The following is a 19,230-nucleotide window of genomic DNA, read 5'->3' as shown; positions in this document are numbered from 1 at the left end:
GTACCTTATTCCGAAACGACAAAAAAGACGGAGAATCGACAGTTGCTGCCGGTTCTCCGTCTTGTTATCTTATTGATTGGATTTTAGGATTCGTGACGGCGAGTGCGTCCTGGACGCCCTCCGCCTGAAGGACGGCTTGAGCTTGATGACTCGCGACGGCCTTTGTAGCCACCACCAGACGAGCGTCCGCCGCCGCCTTTGCCTTTATATCCGCCGCCGGATGAACGTCCGCCGCCTTTACCTTTGTAGCCGCCACCGCCACGTGATGGCAATGGGCGCTCTTCAGTAATTTGGACTGGAGCATCTTCCGGATCTTTCGTCAGCGTTTTAAGTGCTGCTGCAATCAAATCAACTGCATCGTGCTTGTCCAACATTTCTGTTGCAAGTTCACGATAGCTGCCAAGATTGTTTTTCTCGGTCATTGTTTCCAATTGTTCCATCGCAACACGCTGAAGTCCGATAACCGCTTCGTCAGCAGTTGGAGGAACTAGAGCTTCCATTTTTTTCTTCGTCGTTCTTTCAACGATTGACAAGTAGCCCATTTCGCGTGGTGTAACGAACGTTACGGCTACGCCTTTTTTGCCTGCACGGCCAGTACGGCCGATACGGTGAACATAGCTTTCAGGGTCTTGTGGGATATCAAAGTTGTATACGTGTGATACGCCTGAGATATCAAGACCGCGTGCTGCTACATCAGTTGCAACAAGGATGTCGATTTTGTTTGCTTTGAATTGCTTCAAAACAGACATACGTTTCGCTTGGCTAAGGTCGCCGTGGATTCCTTCTGCAAGGTAACCGCGGAGGTTCAAAGCTTTCGCCAATTCGTCGACGCGGCGCTTCGTACGTCCGAAGACGATTGCAAGTTCCGGCTGTTGAACGTTCAACAAACGGGAAAGGATGTCGAACTTCTCGCGTTCTACGGATTTCACATAGAACTGCTCGATGTTCTCGACAGTCATTTCTTTCGACTTGATTTTAACGATTTCAGGTGTCTTCATGAATTTTTCTGCGATGCGGCGAATCGGATCCGGCATTGTTGCAGAGAACAGAAGCGTCTGACGGGTTTCAGGAACATTCGACATGATTGACTGAATGTCTTCGATGAATCCCATGTTCAGCATTTCATCAGCTTCATCCAACACGAGTGTATTGACGTTTTCAAGTTTCAGCGTGCGGCGGTTGATGTGGTCAAGCAAACGACCAGGCGTGCCGACGATGATTTGAGGGCGGTTTTTCAAAGCGCGGATCTGGCGGCCGATTTCCTGGCCTCCGAATACGGACAAGATGCGCACGTTTTTGTCTTTACCTAGGTTGTAAAGTTCTTCAGAAACTTGGATCGCCAATTCGCGTGTCGGTGCAATGACCAAACCTTGCACATTTCCGTCGCGTGTGTCGATTTTCTCGATCAACGGAATACCGAAAGCGGTTGTTTTACCAGTACCTGTTTGTGCTTGCCCGATAATGTCTTTGCCTTCCATGCCCAGGCGGATTGTGCCTTCCTGGATAGGTGTCGCTTCCTCAAAGCCCATACGTCTTACGGATTTCAATGTTGTTTCGCTGATGTTTAATTCTGTAAATTTAACCAAATTTTTTCAATCTCCTTTTGTCTTCATCTTATTTACAAATGGTACACATTTTAGATGAATTTATGACAAGGTCGAGCCTTTATTAAGAACTTTCACGTCGAAAATCATGCTCTGGAGTTTTAAGTCAGAGGGGATGTGTGAACAGGAAAAGCTCGGTCGTTGCCGAGCGGTCTGCACAGCGGGGGTTGTCTTCCCCATTAAGTAGAACAAACCGTTTATGCTCAAAAAAAACCTCTTCACGAAGGAAGAGTGTCTCAAAAATGTATCCATTGCTCTAAACAGAATAACACGCTTTACCTGCACATGCAATTGATATGCAAAGGTTCCAATTATCAGTTTACTGTCCCTGACGCATGAATTCCAAGGCTTTCGGAAACCATTCGGCGGCATCGTCGCTATAGCAGATCAAATGCTTGCCGGTCTCCGAGTGATAAAGATGCTTTTCCCCTGAACCAAGGTGGTCATATATATGCTGTGCGGCAGATGGCGGGACGACACTGTCCTTTTCGCCTTGGACGATAAACGCCGGTACATCGATCAAATGATAATACGGTTCGACCGTTTTGACGACGCGCAGGAACTCGATCGTTGAACGAATTGGGGTATTGCGGAATTTATATTCATATAGATGGTACAGCGCATTTTGATTGATGCGCCTGCCTAGCACATCGCGCATCGCTTCCCGAACTTCTTCCCGGATCTGCACCGGGCTGATGTATTTCACGGCCGCACTCAATAACACAAGCCGGTCGATTTTATAACGCATCGACAAGTAAAGCGCGATCAGCCCGCCCATCGAGAAGCCGACGATGATGACACGGTCAGCTTTCGCTTTCAGGCGTTTCAGTGCCAGCTCCGCTTCCATCATCCAAACTTCCGCACTTTGTTCACCGAGTTCAAGCTTTTCGCCATGCCCAGGCAATGTCGGAATTTCAATGACCCAATCCGTCTGCTCGTTCAAGTAATCGGCAAACGGTTCGACTTCAAACGGCCCGCCGGTAAACCCATGGATGCACAAGACGCCGGTTTTCATTGGCCAGTGAACGGTTCGATGACTTTTTCAAGCGCCATGCCACGCGAACCTTTGACGAGGACAGCTGTATCTTTCTTGACGTTTTTCTTCAAAAGGTCAATGATCGGGCCGTAATCGTCTTCGCTCCACAATAATTTCCCTTCATAAGAAGTGACCAGTTTGTCATACAGCCATTTCATGCGCGGGCCATACAAGCAGACGCCTTCGAGTTCCGGGCCGATCGAATTTGCCAGCTCCTCGTGGAAGCGCTGTTCGTGTTCGCCAAGTTCCAGCATGTCGCCGAGCACTGCCCATTTCGTTTCTTTCATTGTCGTCTCACGGATAAAGTTCAGTGCCGCTTTTACGGAAGTCGGCGCCGCGTTGTACGCATCATTGATGAAGACCGCACCGTTATCAGCTGGGACCAGCTGCATGCGCATATCGGTCAGCGCAGCATTTTTCAACGAGCGGCGGATTTCTTCTTCCGTCAATCCGGCTTCTAGGGCAATCAAGATTGCAGGCAAGGTGTTTTTTACCTGATGTTCGCCAAGCACAGGGATGGCGAACTTCGCGTCGATGATGCCATTGACCAAGAAACTGCTGCCGTCTTCGGTCGCTTTAATATCAGTCACGCTTAATTCATTGTCCGGGCCGAAGCCGAACGATACCGCTTGTGTGAAATCTTCCACAAACGGCAGTAATAGCGGCTCATCGCCGTCGTAGAAAAGCTTGCCATGCTGTTCGAGCCCGGCGACGATTTCGAACTTCGCCTCGGCAATGCCTTCTCTCGATCCGAGGTCCTGCATATGCGCTTCGCCGATATTGGTGATGACCGCGTAGTCCGGGCGTGCAAGCTCCGACAAGAATTGAATCTGCCCGAAGCCGCTCATGCCCATTTCGAGGACCACGTATTTGGTGTCTTCATCCAACGACAGGATCGTCAGCGGCAGCCCGAGTTCATTATTGAAATTGCCTTGCGTTTTCTGGACTTTATAGTATGGCTTCAAGACGCTCGCGACCAGATCTTTCGTCGAGGTTTTGCCGTTGGATCCGGTAATGCCGATCACGGTCGCCTTCAATTCATTGCGGTAAGCGCGCGCCATTTCCTGCAATGCCTTTTCGCAATCGTCAACGATCAATAAAGGCAAATCGGACGGCGGCTCCGGTTCGTCGCTCTGCCATAATGCAGCGGCAGCCCCCGCTTCGATCGCATAGCGGACATATTTATGCCCATTGGCATTTTCGCCGCGGAACGGAATGAACAAATCGCCCGGCTTCAGCGTCCGCGTATTGATCGACACGCCAGTCACTTCAATCCCTTTTAAATTCGTCTTGATGTCCAGCCAATCGGCTATCTGTTCAATCGTTTTTTTCATCGGTTCTCCCCACCCAATCCATTTTAAATTGCAATAATTGTTTTTCTTCAAAACGTTCAATAGCAAGCGCGATAAGTTTCTCGATCAAGTCTGGATACTCAAGGCCGGTATGCTGCCACAACAGCGGGAACATGCTATACGGTGTAAAGCCCGGCAAAGTATTGACTTCATTGATGATGATCTCATGTCCATCTGTCACAAAAAAGTCTGCGCGCACGAGTCCCGTACAGTCGAGGATCTTGAACGCTTTTTTTGCGGACTCGACAAGTTCTGCATAAACCGCTTCCGGCAGTTCTGCAGGGATGATCATCGCCGTGTTGCCGTCTTTGTATTTTGCCTGATAGTCATAGAAAGCTTTCAACGGTTTGATTTCGCCTGCCACCGAGCATTCCGGCTCATCGTTTCCGAGCACGCCGACTTCGATTTCACGGCCGACAACGCCTTGTTCGATGACGATTTTCCGGTCGAATTTAAGTGCTTCCTCCACCGCGGCAATCAGTTCTTCGCGCGATTCGGCTTTGCTGATGCCGACACTTGAACCGAGGTTTGCCGGTTTGACGAATACTGGCCATGTGAGCTTCTGCTCGACCTTATCCAACCATTGGTCCTGGCTGTTTTTCCAATCGCGGCGCAGGAAATAGACGTAAGGCGTCTGGTGCAGACCGGCTTGTTCGAACAATTGCTTCATGACCACTTTGTCCATGCCCGCTGATGAGGCAAGAACGCCGTTTCCGACATACGGCAAATTCATCACTTCGAGCAAACCTTGTACAGTGCCGTCTTCTCCGTTCGGCCCGTGGAGCAGCGGGATGATGACGTCGAGCGCCGGCTCTTGGCCATTTGGAAGGAAACTGGATATATCATTTTTACGTTCCGCTTCCCCTTCGATTTGAAGCTCTTCTATAGAAGAAACAGGCCCAGCTAAAGGAGTGCCTTTTCGCCATTCGCCTTCTTGTGTGATGTAGATCGGGTAAACTTCGTATTTATCAAAATCAAGCGCTTTTGAGAATGCGCTCGCTGTTGTCAACGATACTTCGTGTTCAGCGGATTTGCCGCCGTATAAAAGTCCAATTCGTTTTTTCATTAGTGACCCTCATTTCGTTTTGCATATTGCTTAGTTTATCACGAACGTTGTCAGCCGAAAAATCTTTTTGTCAGCGGCTGTAAAATCGCCCGAACAAAAAATGATACCCGCGTCTTACCAGGTATCATTTCCAGCCTTTTTGTTTTCGGTCGTAGACAATCCGTCCCGATAGCGGCTTGCGGATCGTTTCCCCGAGATCTTCCCAGAACTCATCCATAAAATCGATCTCGCCGACGGTCCGGACGTGGAGTTCAATCGTATTTTTCGTTTTTTCAGGGTCAGCCAGCGACAGCAGCACCCCTTCGCCCATGTCCATGCGCAATTTATGGAATTGCTCTTTCGGTAACTCCGGTATCAAGTCCTTCATCCGGCGGCGGAAAAAATGTTGGCCGTTCGTTTCTTTGCGGATGATTTGCGTAAAATGATTGGCGATCAATGCACCGAGCTTTTCCATGCGCCGGAAATAGATCTTGGTCCATTCCTTTTCCTCGCCCGCCAAATATACATACTCGTTTTGCAGCGTCGTGAAGAATGGGCTTTTCACCGGTTCTTTTTTATGCCCTAAGTAGAGAAGTTCCGCCTGCTCCTGCGCAGTCAGTGAATTCAATTGCTTTTCGCTTCGAAAATCCACCCAGCAGAACTCACTTTTCCGGTTAGAGCGGGCTCTTTTCAATTGACTGTATTCTTCTCTTGTTGCGAAGTCCAGATGGGTGTGCATATTAAAAGAAGCTTCCTCATACGGATGCTTCAAAAGCAAAAGATTCTCCGGCATGTCGACCGCTTCGAGAAAATGCCCGAAGCCAAAACCGCTAAAAAGCGCCATCCGGTCCGCTTCGCTCACATAGATATATAAATGCTGTATGTAAAAATCCGTCTTCAACGGCTTTTTCTCCATGTGCCCCACTCCATTTCCTATCCCATTATACGGCTTAGGCGCCCGTTAGGAAACATTCCTGTTTTCAAATCGTCATTACTTTTTGCATGCGCACAAGTTTGGCATATGCTGTATAATGATGGGCGTTATAGATTAAGAAAAGTATGGGTGAATTGATATGCAAACTAACAAGAGCTTTTCCGATCGTTTCGATTGGTCGCTCACCTTTATATTGTTCCTGTTTTTCATCGTCAGCTTGGTCGCGATCTCTTCTGCACAGACTTCGGGGCAGTACTTGACCAATTTCGTCCCGCGCCAGGCGCTATTCTATATCGTGTCCGCAGGGATGATCGCGGTATTGATGTACTTCGATACCGATCAATACAAGAAAATGGCGTATTATTTATACGGAGCGGGCATTTTGCTCTTATTCGCCTTGATGATCGCACCGGACGGGCAAGGCCAGATCGCACAACCGATCAATGGCGCAAAAGCTTGGTTCCACACGCCATTCGTCAATATCCAGCCAGCCGAGTTCATGAAAACCTTCTACATTTTAGCGCTCGCAAAAATGATTTCTTCGCATCATGAACATCATTTACTGAGCACCATCAAAACCGATTTATTATTGCTCGGTAAAATTGCGGCGATGCTCGCTGTACCGCTCGGCTTTATTTTGTTGCAACCCGACCTTGGAACGGCGCTCGTGTTCATCGCCATTACATTGGCCATTGTAGTCGTCTCCGGAATCTCGTGGAAAATCATCTTGCCAAGCTTTGGCGGCGTTGCGCTCATCGGCGTCACCTTATTGTGGATGACGCTCAATATGCAGGAATTGCTCGGGCGCTTCGGTTTGAAGCCGTATATGTTCGAGCGGATCTACACGTGGCTTGATCCCTATTCCTACGCGGAATCGGGCGGCTATAACTTGATCGCTGCCTTGAATGCGATCGGTTCCGGAGAAGTATTCGGAAAAGGTTATCAAGGCCGCCAAGTGTATGTGCCGGAGAACCACACCGATTTCATCTTTACCGTCATCTCGGAAGACTTCGGCTTTATCGGGGCAAGCGCCGTCATTATTTTGTTCTTCATGCTCATTTATCATTTGACGAAAATCACAATCCAGTTCAAAGATACTTTCAGCACCTATGTGTGCGCCGGTATCATCGCAATGATTACGTTCCACGTCTTCCAGAATATTGGCATGACAATTCAATTGCTGCCGATCACCGGAATTCCGCTTCCTTTCATCAGCTACGGTGGCAGTTCCTTAATTGGTAATATGCTGGCGCTCGGCGTCGTATTCAGCATGCGGTTCCATCACAAGAACTACATGTTCGACCGCTCAAGCCAAAATTCATAAGCAAAATAAAAAACTCCGGCGCATTGGGCGTGCTGAGGCAATGACAGGGTTTTGCTCAGCTCTACACGGGATTTTGTTATCTTCGCTTGGACGCCAAGTTTTGCAAGGTTTGATACAATGTTGCGGATCTCTCCATTTTTAATCATCCATAATCACCTCTTCGGGGAGTAGTTGTTGCTATTTGGACGTGTGCAGATCTCGCTGATGTGACTGTTCCGTTCGAAATAGTTGACTTTTCTTTATCTACGTATATAATACCATCATTTCAGAGTTTCAAACGTATCAATTTGATGACAAATGCAAAGCTTGAGTTAATCTCTTGAAGCTCATACCCCCTTAAGGTATACTCGGGGTGTAATCGAAACTGTTCACTTATCGATTGGATCAAGCCGGTGAACGATTCGCTATCCGAATAATTGGAGGGGTTTTGAATGAGTGAAGCAATCGAAGAAATGCCATCCCCAGATGCCTGCAGAAAAAGCCACCATCCTCCTTCGGTCAAACGTGATTTGACGAATCGGCTGAATCGCATCGAAGGGCAAGTGCGCGGCATCAAAGGCATGGTGGACCGGGATGTCTATTGCGATGACATCATCACGCAATTGGCAGCTACCCAGTCCGCATTGAACAGCGTGACGAAAGTGCTGCTCGACGGGCATTTAAAAGGCTGTGTCAAAGACCGCCTCGCTTCAGGCGACGAAGAGATCCTGGATGAACTGCTCGTCACTTTTCAAAAGCTGATGAGGAAATAATATAAAGGAAGCGATTCGCTTACCTTATAACAAGGAGGAATTTTTCATGAAAGAACAAGTTCATTTGCAAGTAAGCGGCATGAGCTGCCAACATTGTGTTAAATCCGTAGAAGAAAGCGTTGGCGCATTGTCCGGCGTTGAAAAAGTCGATGTGTCACTCGAGCAAGGCGCAGTGGATGTCACATATGACAGCGCGAATGTCGATGTCGCGCAAATCGCCTCGGCTATTGAAGATCAAGGCTATGATGTAGCGGCATTAAGCGAATAACTGCGGAAACGCAGTTATTTTTTTCAAAACAATATACCCCTATAAGGTATGAAGGTGGGATTATACATGGCTACTAAGCAAACGGAATTGCCGATCACCGGCATGACCTGTGCAGCTTGTGCAAACCGAGTCGAAAAAGGCTTAGAGAAGCTCCCTGGCGTATCGTCGGCGACGGTCAATTTCGCCACTGAAAAAGCATCGGTCAATTTCGATGATGAACAATCCAAGCTGAGCGATCTGCATCAAAAAGTCGAACAGCTCGGCTATGGCATCCAGCAAGAAGAAGTCGACTTTTCGATCCAAGGCATGACATGCGCGAACTGTTCGGCGCGCATTGAAAAGGCGCTGAATCGAATGGACGGCGTTGAAGACGCGACGATTAACTTGGCACTAGAAAGCGGCCACGTTGTCTACAGCCCGGGAACCTTAACGCCTGAAGCTTTCGTTCAAAAAATCCAATCGCTCGGCTATGATGCCGTGCTCGAGCAGGACCAACAGGAAGCGACCGATTACAAGGAACAGGAAATCAAGAAAAAGACCCGCCTATTCTGGATATCTGCCGCTTTCTCGTTGCCGCTCCTATGGACGATGTTCAGCCACTTCACGTTCACGTCCTGGATGTACGTCCCGGAATTCCTGATGAATCCGTTCGTGCAATGGGCGCTCGCGACACCGGTGCAATTCTGGGTCGGCGCGACCTTCTATAAAGGCGCCTATTTCGCATTGAAAAACAAAAGCGCCAATATGGATGTATTGGTCGCACTCGGTACCTCGGCCGCCTATTTCTACAGCGTCTACCTGGTCCTCGCCAACCTAGGCATGGGCCATAATATGGGCTTGTATTTCGAAACGAGCGCCGTCTTGATCACCTTGATCGTTCTCGGCAAAGTATTTGAAGCGCGCGCGAAAGGCCGATCGTCCGACGCCATCAAGAAACTGATGAAGCTGCAGCCGCAGCATGCGCTCGTCGAACGCGGCGAAGAATTCATCAGCGTGGCGATCGCAGACGTCAAAGAAGGCGATATCCTGTTAATCAAACCGGGCGCAGTGTCTCCGGCAGTTCTGCCGTTGACGAATCGATGCTGACCGGTGAAAGCCTGCCGGTCGATAAGTCGGCGGGCGACGCAGTATATGCTGCGACCGTCAATGCCAATGGTTCGTTGAAAGTGCGCGCCGATAAGATCGGTAAAGATACCGTATTATCGAATATCATTCGCGTCGTCGAACAGGCGCAAGGATCGAAAGCGCCGATTCAACGCCTGGCTGACCAGATTTCGGGCATTTTCGTTCCGATTGTCGTCGGCATTGCAATCGTGACGTTCTTGATCTGGTACTTCCTCGTCGCCCCTGGAGATTTTGGGGCGGCGTTGACCAGCACGATCGCCGTTCTTGTCATCGCCTGCCCGTGCGCGCTGGGGCTTGCTACACCGACGTCGATCATGGCCGGTTCTGGACGCGCCGCTGAACAAGGCGTATTGTTCAAAACGGCAGAATCGTTGGAGACGACAAAGCATATCGATACGATCGTGCTCGATAAGACCGGTACCATCACTAACGGCAAACCGGTTGTTACCGACTTTATCCCAGTGCCGGATGTCGATGCCGAACAAGTCAAACGGCTTGTTGCCAGCGCAGAAAGCGAATCCGAGCACCCCGTTGCACAGGCAATTGCAGATTTCGGAGCTGCAGGGCTCGCAGTCACTGGATTTGAAGCAGTTCCTGGACATGGCATCAAAGCGCATGTCGATGGCCAGGATGTTTGGATCGGCAACCGCCGCTTGCTCGATGGCATTACAGTGGACGAACAAGCGGCCGAACGATTGGAACAAGACGGCAAGACCGCGATGTTCATTGCCATCGATGGAAAATACGCGGGCCTTATCGCTGTCGCTGACACGATCAAGGATTCTGCAAAAGCCGCCGTCGAAGAAATGAAACGCATGGGGCTGCGCGTCGTCATGCTGACCGGCGACCAGCAGCGCACCGCCGATGCCATCGCCAGACAAGTCGGCATCGATGAAGTCGTCGCCGGTGTCCTGCCGGCTGAAAAAGCGGGACACGTGGCGAAGCTGCAAGAGCAAGGGCGCAAAGTCGCGATGGCTGGAGACGGCTTGAACGATGCACCGGCACTTGCGACTGCCGATATCGGCATGGCTATGGGCACTGGCACTGCAATCGCCATGGAAGCAGCCGACATCACTTTGATGCAAGGCGATTTGATGCGCGTCGCGGATGCCGTCCGCATGAGCCGCCTGACCGTCCGCAACATCAAGCAGAATCTGTTTTGGGCGCTCGCCTATAACTCGGTCGGCATTCCGATTGCTGCTGCCGGATTCCTGGCCCCTTGGCTTGCAGGCGCCGCGATGGCGTTCAGTTCCGTTTCCGTTGTCATGAACGCATTGCGTTTGCAGCGCGTGAAATTAAATAAGTAAACGATTCCCAAAGCTCCCGGCTGCCATCAGGCAAGCGGGAGCTTTTTCATTGTCCATCTTTTTTCGGCTGCCGTTGTTCTGAGTGGCAAACAAGAGTAAAATGAAAACACCAGTCTTTGCAGAAAGCAGGAATTCCTTTATGAAGAAAACCATTTTATTGCTCATGTCCGTCCAGTTTTTCGTCTATCTTGGCTTCGGCCTAATCATTCCGATACTCCCTGAAGTGATCGTCCAGCAAGGTTATGCGGACATCCACGTCGGAGGATTAATTACAATATATGCCCTCTCGTCCTTTTTCACCGCGCCGTTATGGGGCAGGTTATCCGACCGCACCGGCCGCAAAAAACTGATCTTGGTCGGGCTTGCCGGATTCGCGCTCAGTTTTTTCCTGTTCTCGCTGTTTCTCGATAATCTTATCCTGCTGTACATGTCTCGCGTTATCGGCGGCTTGTTCTCGGGTGCGCTTTATACAGCCGTCACGGGATATGTTGCGGATATCACTACCGATGAAGAGCGCAATAAGTACATGGGCCTTCTCGGCATGTCGATCGGGCTCGGCTTTATATTCGGGCCGGCGATCGGCGGCTTGCTCGGTGCGGTCTCCTTATCCTTGCCATTCACCGCTTCAGCTACCCTTGTGCTATTATTGATGGTTTATGCAAGCATCGTCTTGAAAGAACCGGTCCGCAAAGGCGAAGCAGTCAAACGCAAGCTGTTGCCAAAAGGCGCCAGCACACTTTGGCATTATCGCATCCGTTATTTGTTCCTGTTCTCCTTCATGGTGACGTTCCTGCTCGCGGGCTTGGAGTCGACGTTCCAATTGTTCCAGATTGACCAAATCCAAATTACCCCGCTCCAGCTCGGCTATTTGTTCATGGCCTCTGGCTTTGTGGATGCCGCGATTCAAGGCGGCGTTGTCCGCCGTGTGAAAAACGGCACCGAGACGCAATGGATCATCGGCGCACAGATCGTCACCGCGCTAGGCTTGGTGCTGTTGCCGTTTACGACCAGCTTGGTGTTTGCCGGTGTCGCACTCAGCATCTTCACTGCCGGCAATGCCCTCGCGCGCACCGTGCTCGTCTCGCTCACTTCGAAAGAAGCGGGCGGCAAATACGGCACAGCGGCCGGCATGACTTACTCGATGGACAACCTCGGGCGCATTATCGGCCCGCTGTTTTTCACGTGGCTGCTCACGATGCAATCCGGCGCCATCTATTATCTTTCAGGCGGATTGGCCATTTTCAGCATCATCTTGATCGTCCTGTTCAAAGCTTCTAAAAAATCGTTGCGCTATACAGAACAACAAGCCGGCCAAAACCCGGCATAGGAAATCCCCAGACAGCACGGCTGTCCGGGGATTTTTTCATAGATATAATAAAGCGATCCAGATGACATGGAGCGACAAAATACCGGCATAGACGAAATTGGCAGCCAGAAGTAAATAGCGCCAGACCCGGGACTCGAGCCGCACGAGCGGGGTGAAGAGGAACGCGGCAAGGCAGGCGGACAACAACAGCTTAACCGAAAAGATCGCAAGCGGCGGCAATCCGCTGAGCAAAGGATTCGCTTCTTCGATCGCTCCCGCAAGCAGCCCCCAATAAGTCAAAAAACCATCCGCTAAATTCAACACAGCCAATGTCCAGATCGGTTTCTTTAGCGGCGTTCTCAATTGTTCGGACATGTCACGCACCTCTCCTCCCCGTAAATTAATTTTTTATGGATAAAAAAGGCATTCGATCAATTGGACTGATCGAATGCCTGAAAATGCTTAATATGGCGTGCCTCCATTTATATGAAGTACTTGGCCCGTCACGTACGATGAGTCGTCTGAAGCCAAATACACATATCCTGGAGCCAGTTCATCGGGTTGCCCTGGCCGCCCGAGCGGCGTGCCGCTTCCGAATCCTTCGACCTCTTCCGCCGGGAAGGAGGCCGGGATGAGCGGTGTCCATATCGGGCCGGGTGCGACTCCGTTAACCCGGATGCCTTCTTTTGCGAGCGATCCGGACAAGGCGCGGGTGAATGCCAGAATCGCGCCTTTTGTAGACGAATAATCAATTAAGCTTGGCTCGCCGCGGAATGCTGTAATCGACGTCGTATTGATGATCGATGCACCAGGTTTCAAATGATCCAGTGCCGCTTTTGTTAGGTGGAACATGCTGAAGACATTGGTGCGGAATGTTTTCTCCAGTTGCTCTGCTGTGATGTCCTTTAGAGACTCCTGTACATGTTGCTCTGCGGCGTTGTTGACCAGCACATCGAGTTTCCCGAATTTCTCGATCACTTGAGAAATGACTTGTTTGCAAAACGCTTCGTCGCCGATATCTCCAGCGATGAGCAGGCATTTGCGCCCCTCTTTTTCGACGAGCTGCTTCGTTTCCTCGGCATCTTCGTGTTCATCCAAATAGGAAATTGCTACATCTGCCCCTTCTTTTGCAAAAGCGACGGCAATGGCGCGGCCGATTCCGCTGTCGCCGCCAGTTATGAGTGCGGCTTTGCCAGGCAAACGCTGCGAGGCACCCGCCAGATTCCCTTGGAAATCCGGGTGCGGTTTCATTTCATTCTCAAATCCAGGCTGGCGTTCCTGATGCTGCGCCGGCACTTTTTCCACTTTGTCTTTCATCGAGCATCTCCACCTTTCTCGAATTTTATATCTCCTCCGCTTTTCCCTTTCCGCGTTCTCCTAAAACATGGAATCGCTTGGACGCAAAAAACAATTGTTTTGGATTCAGGACAATACGTTATCAAGCGGTTTTTCCGCAAGTTCCGGATAGGCTTCGCGGATGATGGCCGGGCGCATGCTGTAAGCCGTCAAGATTAAGAGGCATAGGCTGCAAGCCCATAACACATATTGCGCCGGCACCAAGTCATAGAGCAAGCCGAACAGCAAATAGCCAAGCGGCATCATGGCCATCGCCATCGATTCCAAGATGCCGAAGACGCGGCCACGGTATTCTTCGTCAACGTCTTTTTGCATCATGACCCCAATCGGTGTGTTGACGAAAACATTAGAGATGCCGAACGCCAGCATCAAGACGAGCAAGTAGATGACATTGCCCCAATAGGACAAGCCGGCAACAAGTGGCAGGGCGACCGCTGCAAGGAGCAGCGACATGACGATGATGGCGCGCTTGGAAAATTGCAGGGGGAACTTGACTTCCTTGCGCACCGAAAAATAAATCGATGCCAGCAGCATGCCGAGCGCAATCATCGCTTCAATAAAGCCGAAATGTGTGGCTTGCACTTTTAATTGCTGGACGGCGATGAACGGCAAGCCAATCATCAAGGCGGAGAAGAAGAAATTCAAGCCGACAGCCGTCGTGACAATGACGGTGATGACGCGGTTTTTTCGCAGATAGGCAGCGCCTTCTTTCATGCCTTGCCAGACGCCTTGTTTGTCTTCCGCAGACTCCGTTTCGGCGCGTCTTGTATAGAGCCGGAAGTTCATCGTCGCTTCGAGTGCCGCAGCAAGCGCATAGGCGATCACTTGGATCAACAGGAAAACGTTCATCGACACAAAGCCGAACAGCATGCCGCCGATGACCGGCCCGCCGATCGTGGCGATGGCAAGTGCCGATTGGTTATAGCCCATCGCTTTTTGGATACGGTCCGGGTCGATCAAATTGGCAATGGAAGATGAAAAGGCGACGCTTGTGAACATGGAACTGACGGAAATCAATGCGGTCGCCGTGTAAATCGCTGCAAGCGACAAGCCGTTCGACATACTGTAGAGCAATAGCCCGCCGACGGATAAGACGCTCGCTGCCTGAGACAGCAGCACCACAGCTTTTTTCGGGTAATTATCCGCGACATAACCGGCAAACGGCGCAAACAAGGTCCGGGGCAGAATACTGCAGATCAAATTGATGGCGAAACTGGCGGCGGAACCGGTCAAAGCCAGGACGTAGAGGCTGATGCCGAATGCGTAAACCGAACTGCCGAATGTGGAAATCAGTTTACTGATGGTGAACGTATACAGATGGTACGTAGCCTGTTTGATTTTACCCGCTTCGTTCATGTTACTCGCTCCCTTTTCAATAAGTTTAATTTAATTAAACAAAATATATCACGCTTTTATTCGCATTACAAGCAAAAGTTTAATATAATTAAACTATGTTTTTAATTCCATTCCGGCGCGTGGCATCCAGCTGGTTTACAATGAAAGTGAAGATCACATTTTCAAAAGAATCGGCGCATGCATGAAAGCATGGCGCCACTAAATATACGAAAAAAGCAGGTGAGTTTATGGCATCTTTGGGGGAACGGATTAAACAGATACGAAAACAGCAAGGTCTGACTTTGCAGGCGCTTGCGGGAGATCAACTGTCGAAGGGTATGCTCAGTTTGATCGAGAACAACAAAGCGAATCCGTCGATGGAGAGCCTTTCCTATATCGCGGAGCGGCTTGGGATCGAGCGCAATGAATTGCTCCAGGAGATGCCAACCGCGGAGCTTCGCGCTTTGCTCGATGAAATTGAAGAAAAGCGCCGGAACGTTTCGGGCACAAGCGACGAGATGATGTCGGGCTTTGAGGAAATTGCAGAACGCATTCATCCTTACGTAGAGAAATTGCCGTTCCGCTACGAATCGGCGCGGCTGCTTGAAATCTACAGCCGCTGCTGCTATCAAACGAAACGTTACGATTGGAAACCAGCGTTCGACCGGGCGGAAGCGATTTATGAACAATTGCATTTGATTAATTCTGTCGCTGATCTTCATATGTTCCGAGCGTTAATGAAATTCACTGAACACCAGTACACAGAAGCTTTGGCATCGTTACAGGCTTCGCGGAAAACCATCGAAGAACAAAGCGGCGTTTTGGATCCGCTAAAAAAACTGGACTTCGATTATTATGAGTCTATCCTGTACTCCGCGACAGGCGATCAAAAGAATGCCCGCCGTTTGATGGAAGAGGCGATTGAATATTCCAGGAAACATCAGATTTTCTACCAGATCAATGCGCTTTACCGGCTTGCCGGTTTTGAAGCTTTGCTCGCAGGAGATTTGGAACGCAAAGATTATTATGTGGGGAAACTTAAAATTTTCGCGGAATTTTCGGATGATCCGGAAATCAACGCCTACGCCAATGCCATCGAAATCCACTACTTGAACTCTTTCACTCATGAATACGAAAAGGCAGACCAGCTGCTCGAGGAAACACGCAATCTGCTGGATGAAGAGGATTTTTATTTCCTCGAAAAAGGCAAGGCACTTTTCGGCATGGCTCGGATTGAGGAAGCGCTAGACTGCTTCAAGCAACACCGCATGAACAGTTTCATCCACCACCCGTATGATTTATCGATGCACTATGAGAAAGAAGCCTATATGGCCTTGATCTACGAACAATTAGGCGATCATGAACAAGCGAAAACATACGCCCAGAAGGCCAAGGAGTTAATCGAACCGATGCCGGACCTGCCTTATAAACAGTTTATTTTGGAGACACACCGAAAAATCTGGGGCAAGGCGGACTGATCATCAAGGTCCATATAAAAATGGCAGGAAAGATGAGCTCGAACTACGTGAGAGCTTATCTTTGCGATGCAATGCTCTGCATTAGTAAGCAACAGCATTCACGAGGAAACGCTTCTTCAATTATTGAGACAGGGCTTTGATTCTTGAATGCAGAAAAGGCAGGAGACCCTGGTCTCCTGCCTTTTTCTATTTAATTTCTTCGAAAGCTTCTTTAATATCATATAAACCAATGTCGAGGTCGGTTGTTTCGCCAGTGGCAAGTTTCGCGAGCTGCATGCCGAGATACGGTCCCGCCGTAAGCCCTGATGCGCCGAGTGCGTTGGCGGCGAAAAGCTGCGCTTGCCCTGGCACTTGCCCGATGAACGGCAAGGCGCTCAGTGTTGCCGGGCGAAACCCGGTCGCGGCTCCCGTGAACTCAGCTGCAGCAAGCCCTGGCGCGACGTCCAAGGTCTTCTCCAAGATATGAAAAATGCCGCCGGCGGTCAGTTTGTCGTCGAAACCTGTATTGTTCTCGTGTGTCGCACCTGCGACGATGCGCCCGTCCTCAAACGGCACGATGTATTGCCCAAACGGCACCATCGCAACCGGCCAGTCGCCTGTTCCCGTGTCGGCGGATTGCAAATGCAAAATCTGCGCTTTTTGCGGAACGACTTTCAAGTGAAGCCCGAGCGGTTTGAACAGCTCCGCAGCCCACGCGCCCCCGGCAGAAATGATGCGATCTGCAGCCAATCTCTCCCCGTTCACTTCCACGCCTGTCGCCTGTCCCGCTTCTATCAGCAGCTTGGCGTCACCTTGGATAGACTTGGCGCCTAATCGCTTGGCGGAACGGATAAGTGCATCACGGATCGCCCCGCCGTCGACGCGCGCCGCCCCGCTCACATATAAAGAGCCGTAGCGATCACCCGCATATGGAAATCTGTCTTTCGTTTGTTCCGGCGTCAATCGTTCGAGTTCCCCCATTTCGGGAGATCCCGCCTGACGTTCGCGCGCTTTCTGTTCCATCTTGTCGAGTTTCGATTCTTCGTGAATGCTGACGATGCCCACTTGCTTATAGCCGGTCTTTTTCTCCCCTAGCGCTTCGAGTTCTTTAATGAGAACCGGGTAATAAGCAGCTCCGTTTGAAGCGAGACGGTACCAAGCCTGGTTGCGCCTTTGCGAGATCCACGGGCAGACAATACCTGCTGCCGCGCCTGTCGCCTGGCCGCGGTCCGCCCGATCGATCAATGTGACACTGTTACCTGCTTTTACTGCGTAATACGCTGCGCTTGCCCCGACGATGCCGGAGCCGATGATAATGATTGATTTCATTTTTCTGCACCTTGCTTCCTTGACAATCTTCTTTCCATTCTAACGAATCACAGCAGGAGACTCAAATTGTGCTGGGCTGGATTGGAAATCCTCATTTTGGGTAAAGCAGTCATATGAAGAAAATCCAATAGACGAATCTTAAGGAGGAATCAATGTTTATGGAACGCAGCACTGAAACTGAGGCAATCATGCCGATGACATCGATCCGCAGCGGCTCGGGCATCGAAATCGCTCCGGATACGTATTGCTATACGACTAAAATCTCCAACGTTTTCTTGATCGGAAACCCCTCTATCAGTCCGCGCTGGGTACTGGTGGACGCTGGCATGCCGCATTCCGCCGAAAAGATATTAAAGGAAGCTGAAAAACGTTTCGGCCCGGACCAGCAATTGCAGTCAATTTTGCTGACGCATGGCCATTTCGACCATGTCGGCGCACTCATCGATATTCTTGAAAAACATCCGGTCCCTGTCTATGCACATCCTGAAGAATTTCCGTACTTGACCGGAAAAGAAGATTATCCAGAGCCCGACTCCACTGTAGAAGGCGGAATGGTCGCAAAAATATCCAAGACGTTCCCGGTAAAAGCCATCGATATTTCCGAGCATTTGGTCGAGCTTCCGGCAGACGGCAGCATTCCCGATTTACCGAATTGGCGTTGGCTCCATACACCCGGCCATACAAAAGGCCATGTCTCATTCTTCAAGGATGTCGGCCGTGTATTGATCGCAGGGGATGCATTTGTCACGGTCAAGCAGGATTCACTTTACAAAGTGATTCGCCAGAAAAAAGAAGTGCATGGCCCGCCGGTGTATTTAACGACCAATTGGCGCTCCGCATGGGAATCAGTGTCCAAACTGGTCGACCTAAAACCTTCTTTCGCTGCCACTGGGCACGGCAAACCGATGAAAGGGTCGGCTTTGGCGAAAGGACTGGTCGAGCTGGCGGATCATTTCCCGGATATCGCCGTTCCATCTTATGGAAAGTATGTCCATACCAAATGAAAAATGAAAAGAGCGCTTACATTGGCGCTCTTTTTTTATTGACAATAAAAGTTTTGGAACTTTTCAGAAATCCTGTTTAGCATTCCCTAAATATGGGTATATATAATATGCACTCCCGGCTCTTCTGAGGGAGGTAATAACGAACGGAGATGAACGGCAATGACTAAACACGTGCTTTTTGTATCAGACCATGGAGATCCTTTGGCAAAGCTCGGCGGGAAACAAGCAGGCGGCCAAAACAATTACGTCAAGCAACTGGCACTCGCTCTTGAAAATAGAGGGTGGCAGGTGGATGTCGTAACCCATTGGTGCGATGAAAATGCCCCACAAGTGGAACATTTCGGCGAACGCTGCCGTGTGATTCGTATAGAAGCAGGCTTTAAAGGATTCGTTTCAAAAAATGAAATGTATTCCATGCTGCCGGCATTCTATGCAGAGATGAAACGCTTATTGCCGCTTTCGAATTATGATATTGTCCATACCCATTACTGGCTTTCAGGATTAATCGGTAAAAAACTGAAAGAAGAATTCGGTTTGCCTTATATCCATACATCCCACTCGCTCGGGTGGGCAAAAGAAGAAGCGACCGGCACGCATGATGCACGGCGCGAAAAAGCAGAAGAAACAGTGCTTTCGCATAGCGACCATATCCTGGCGACGACCAATACGGAAAAGCAAGTGATCAGAGAGAACGTT

At 50.1% G+C, this 19,230-nt stretch carries 17 protein-coding genes and 1 pseudogene; 8 read left to right on the top strand and 10 right to left on the bottom strand.

Annotated elements, in window-relative coordinates; genetic code table 11:
* Positions 1-83: 83 nt before the first annotated feature.
* The 5 genes from cshA to ON064_RS07055 form a co-directional block, all read right to left on the bottom strand.
* A complete protein-coding gene (gene cshA / locus ON064_RS07075; RefSeq protein WP_121300968.1) occupies positions 84-1,586 on the bottom strand; it encodes a degradosome RNA helicase CshA in 1,503 nt (500 codons plus the stop codon).
* Between the two features lie 337 nt (positions 1,587-1,923).
* Entirely contained in the window at positions 1,924-2,619 is a 696-nt protein-coding gene (locus ON064_RS07070; RefSeq protein WP_274624226.1) for an alpha/beta hydrolase, read from the bottom strand.
* Complete coding sequence (locus tag ON064_RS07065; protein WP_274624225.1) at positions 2,616-3,974, bottom strand: UDP-N-acetylmuramoyl-tripeptide--D-alanyl-D-alanine ligase; 1,359 nt, start codon at positions 3,972-3,974, stop codon at positions 2,616-2,618. The genes ON064_RS07070 and ON064_RS07065 overlap by 4 nt, the downstream gene beginning before the upstream one ends.
* Complete coding sequence (locus tag ON064_RS07060) at positions 3,958-5,058, bottom strand: D-alanine--D-alanine ligase (protein ID WP_274624224.1); 1,101 nt, start codon at positions 5,056-5,058, stop codon at positions 3,958-3,960. Before ON064_RS07060 ends, ON064_RS07065 begins: the two co-directional genes overlap by 17 nt.
* 124 nt (positions 5,059-5,182) lie before the next feature.
* The gene (locus tag ON064_RS07055; protein WP_274624223.1) at positions 5,183-5,953 is read right to left on the bottom strand and encodes a hypothetical protein; all 771 of its coding nucleotides are present in this window, start codon (positions 5,951-5,953) and stop codon (positions 5,183-5,185) included.
* Positions 5,954-6,110: 157 nt separating this feature from the next.
* Here ON064_RS07055 and ON064_RS07050 point away from each other — a divergent pair, with 157 nt between their 5' ends.
* A complete protein-coding gene (locus ON064_RS07050) occupies positions 6,111-7,295 on the top strand; it encodes an FtsW/RodA/SpoVE family cell cycle protein (protein ID WP_101189506.1) in 1,185 nt (394 codons plus the stop codon).
* On the opposite strand, the gene ON064_RS18455 is transcribed toward ON064_RS07050, so the two are convergent.
* On the bottom strand, positions 7,262-7,441 hold the full coding sequence (locus tag ON064_RS18455) for an Lmo0850 family protein (RefSeq protein WP_407951598.1): 180 nt from the start codon (positions 7,439-7,441) through the stop codon (positions 7,262-7,264). The genes ON064_RS07050 and ON064_RS18455 overlap by 34 nt on opposite strands.
* 285 nt (positions 7,442-7,726) lie before the next feature.
* Here ON064_RS18455 and ON064_RS07040 point away from each other — a divergent pair, with 285 nt between their 5' ends.
* The 4 genes and pseudogenes from ON064_RS07040 (at position 7,727) to ON064_RS07025 (ending at position 12,074) form a co-directional block, all read left to right on the top strand.
* Positions 7,727-8,047, top strand: a complete 321-nt coding sequence (locus tag ON064_RS07040) for a metal-sensitive transcriptional regulator (protein WP_058381787.1) — start codon at positions 7,727-7,729, stop codon at positions 8,045-8,047.
* A 46-nt stretch (positions 8,048-8,093) separates the two neighbouring features.
* Positions 8,094-8,315 carry a copper chaperone CopZ gene (gene copZ, locus ON064_RS07035; protein WP_058381788.1) on the top strand — a complete coding sequence of 74 codons (222 nt, stop codon included), beginning with the start codon at positions 8,094-8,096 and terminating at the stop codon, positions 8,313-8,315.
* 66 nt (positions 8,316-8,381) lie between these two features.
* Positions 8,382-10,747: pseudogene (locus tag ON064_RS07030) on the top strand (heavy metal translocating P-type ATPase).
* Positions 10,748-10,886: 139 nt separating this feature from the next.
* The gene (locus ON064_RS07025; protein ID WP_274624222.1) at positions 10,887-12,074 is read left to right on the top strand and encodes an MFS transporter; all 1,188 of its coding nucleotides are present in this window, start codon (positions 10,887-10,889) and stop codon (positions 12,072-12,074) included.
* Between the two features lie 36 nt (positions 12,075-12,110).
* On the opposite strand, the gene ON064_RS07020 is transcribed toward ON064_RS07025, so the two are convergent.
* From ON064_RS07020 to ON064_RS07010, 3 genes are all read right to left on the bottom strand, one after another.
* Entirely contained in the window at positions 12,111-12,428 is a 318-nt protein-coding gene (locus tag ON064_RS07020; protein WP_274624221.1) for a DUF5658 family protein, read from the bottom strand.
* Between the two features lie 87 nt (positions 12,429-12,515).
* On the bottom strand, positions 12,516-13,370 hold the full coding sequence (locus ON064_RS07015) for an SDR family oxidoreductase (protein ID WP_121300960.1): 855 nt from the start codon (positions 13,368-13,370) through the stop codon (positions 12,516-12,518).
* Between the two features lie 105 nt (positions 13,371-13,475).
* Positions 13,476-14,765, bottom strand: coding sequence for an MFS transporter (locus ON064_RS07010; protein ID WP_274624220.1), 1,290 nt, complete (start codon positions 14,763-14,765; stop codon positions 13,476-13,478).
* 227 nt (positions 14,766-14,992) lie between these two features.
* Here ON064_RS07010 and ON064_RS07005 point away from each other — a divergent pair, with 227 nt between their 5' ends.
* Entirely contained in the window at positions 14,993-16,222 is a 1,230-nt protein-coding gene (locus ON064_RS07005; RefSeq protein ID WP_274624219.1) for a helix-turn-helix domain-containing protein, read from the top strand.
* Positions 16,223-16,408: 186 nt separating this feature from the next.
* Here the strand turns inward: ON064_RS07005 and ON064_RS07000 are convergent, their stop codons facing one another.
* Positions 16,409-17,530: an NAD(P)/FAD-dependent oxidoreductase gene (locus ON064_RS07000; protein WP_274624218.1), complete on the bottom strand. Its 1,122-nt coding sequence runs from the start codon at positions 17,528-17,530 to the stop codon at positions 16,409-16,411.
* A 158-nt stretch (positions 17,531-17,688) separates the two neighbouring features.
* Here ON064_RS07000 and ON064_RS06995 point away from each other — a divergent pair, with 158 nt between their 5' ends.
* Positions 17,689-18,534 carry an MBL fold metallo-hydrolase gene (locus ON064_RS06995; protein ID WP_274624217.1) on the top strand — a complete coding sequence of 282 codons (846 nt, stop codon included), beginning with the start codon at positions 17,689-17,691 and terminating at the stop codon, positions 18,532-18,534.
* Positions 18,535-18,693: 159 nt separating this feature from the next.
* On the top strand, positions 18,694-19,230 hold a 537-nt coding region (locus ON064_RS06990), incomplete at its 3' end, for a glycosyltransferase (RefSeq protein ID WP_274624216.1).

This window comes from Planococcus sp. A6, from assembly GCF_028823615.1.
GTDB lineage: Bacteria > Bacillota > Bacilli > Bacillales_A > Planococcaceae > Planococcus.
This window is presented reverse-complemented; position numbering and strand designations above follow the sequence as displayed.

Coding starts and splice junctions, on each gene's coding strand:
- ON064_RS06995 (WP_274624217.1), top strand. CDS start 17,689: ATGGAACGCAGCACTGAAACTGAGGCAATCATGCCGATGACATCGATC.
- ON064_RS07065 (WP_274624225.1), bottom strand. CDS start 3,974: ATGAAAAAAACGATTGAACAGATAGCCGATTGGCTGGACATCAAGACG.
- ON064_RS07055 (WP_274624223.1), bottom strand. CDS start 5,953: ATGGAGAAAAAGCCGTTGAAGACGGATTTTTACATACAGCATTTATAT.
- ON064_RS18455 (WP_407951598.1), bottom strand. CDS start 7,441: ATGATTAAAAATGGAGAGATCCGCAACATTGTATCAAACCTTGCAAAA.
- ON064_RS07070 (WP_274624226.1), bottom strand. CDS start 2,619: ATGAAAACCGGCGTCTTGTGCATCCATGGGTTTACCGGCGGGCCGTTT.
- ON064_RS07050 (WP_101189506.1), top strand. CDS start 6,111: ATGCAAACTAACAAGAGCTTTTCCGATCGTTTCGATTGGTCGCTCACC.
- ON064_RS07025 (WP_274624222.1), top strand. CDS start 10,887: ATGAAGAAAACCATTTTATTGCTCATGTCCGTCCAGTTTTTCGTCTAT.
- ON064_RS07015 (WP_121300960.1), bottom strand. CDS start 13,370: ATGAAAGACAAAGTGGAAAAAGTGCCGGCGCAGCATCAGGAACGCCAG.
- ON064_RS07020 (WP_274624221.1), bottom strand. CDS start 12,428: ATGTCCGAACAATTGAGAACGCCGCTAAAGAAACCGATCTGGACATTG.
- copZ (WP_058381788.1), top strand. CDS start 8,094: ATGAAAGAACAAGTTCATTTGCAAGTAAGCGGCATGAGCTGCCAACAT.
- ON064_RS07010 (WP_274624220.1), bottom strand. CDS start 14,765: ATGAACGAAGCGGGTAAAATCAAACAGGCTACGTACCATCTGTATACG.
- ON064_RS07060 (WP_274624224.1), bottom strand. CDS start 5,058: ATGAAAAAACGAATTGGACTTTTATACGGCGGCAAATCCGCTGAACAC.
- ON064_RS07005 (WP_274624219.1), top strand. CDS start 14,993: ATGGCATCTTTGGGGGAACGGATTAAACAGATACGAAAACAGCAAGGT.
- ON064_RS07040 (WP_058381787.1), top strand. CDS start 7,727: ATGAGTGAAGCAATCGAAGAAATGCCATCCCCAGATGCCTGCAGAAAA.
- ON064_RS07000 (WP_274624218.1), bottom strand. CDS start 17,530: ATGAAATCAATCATTATCATCGGCTCCGGCATCGTCGGGGCAAGCGCA.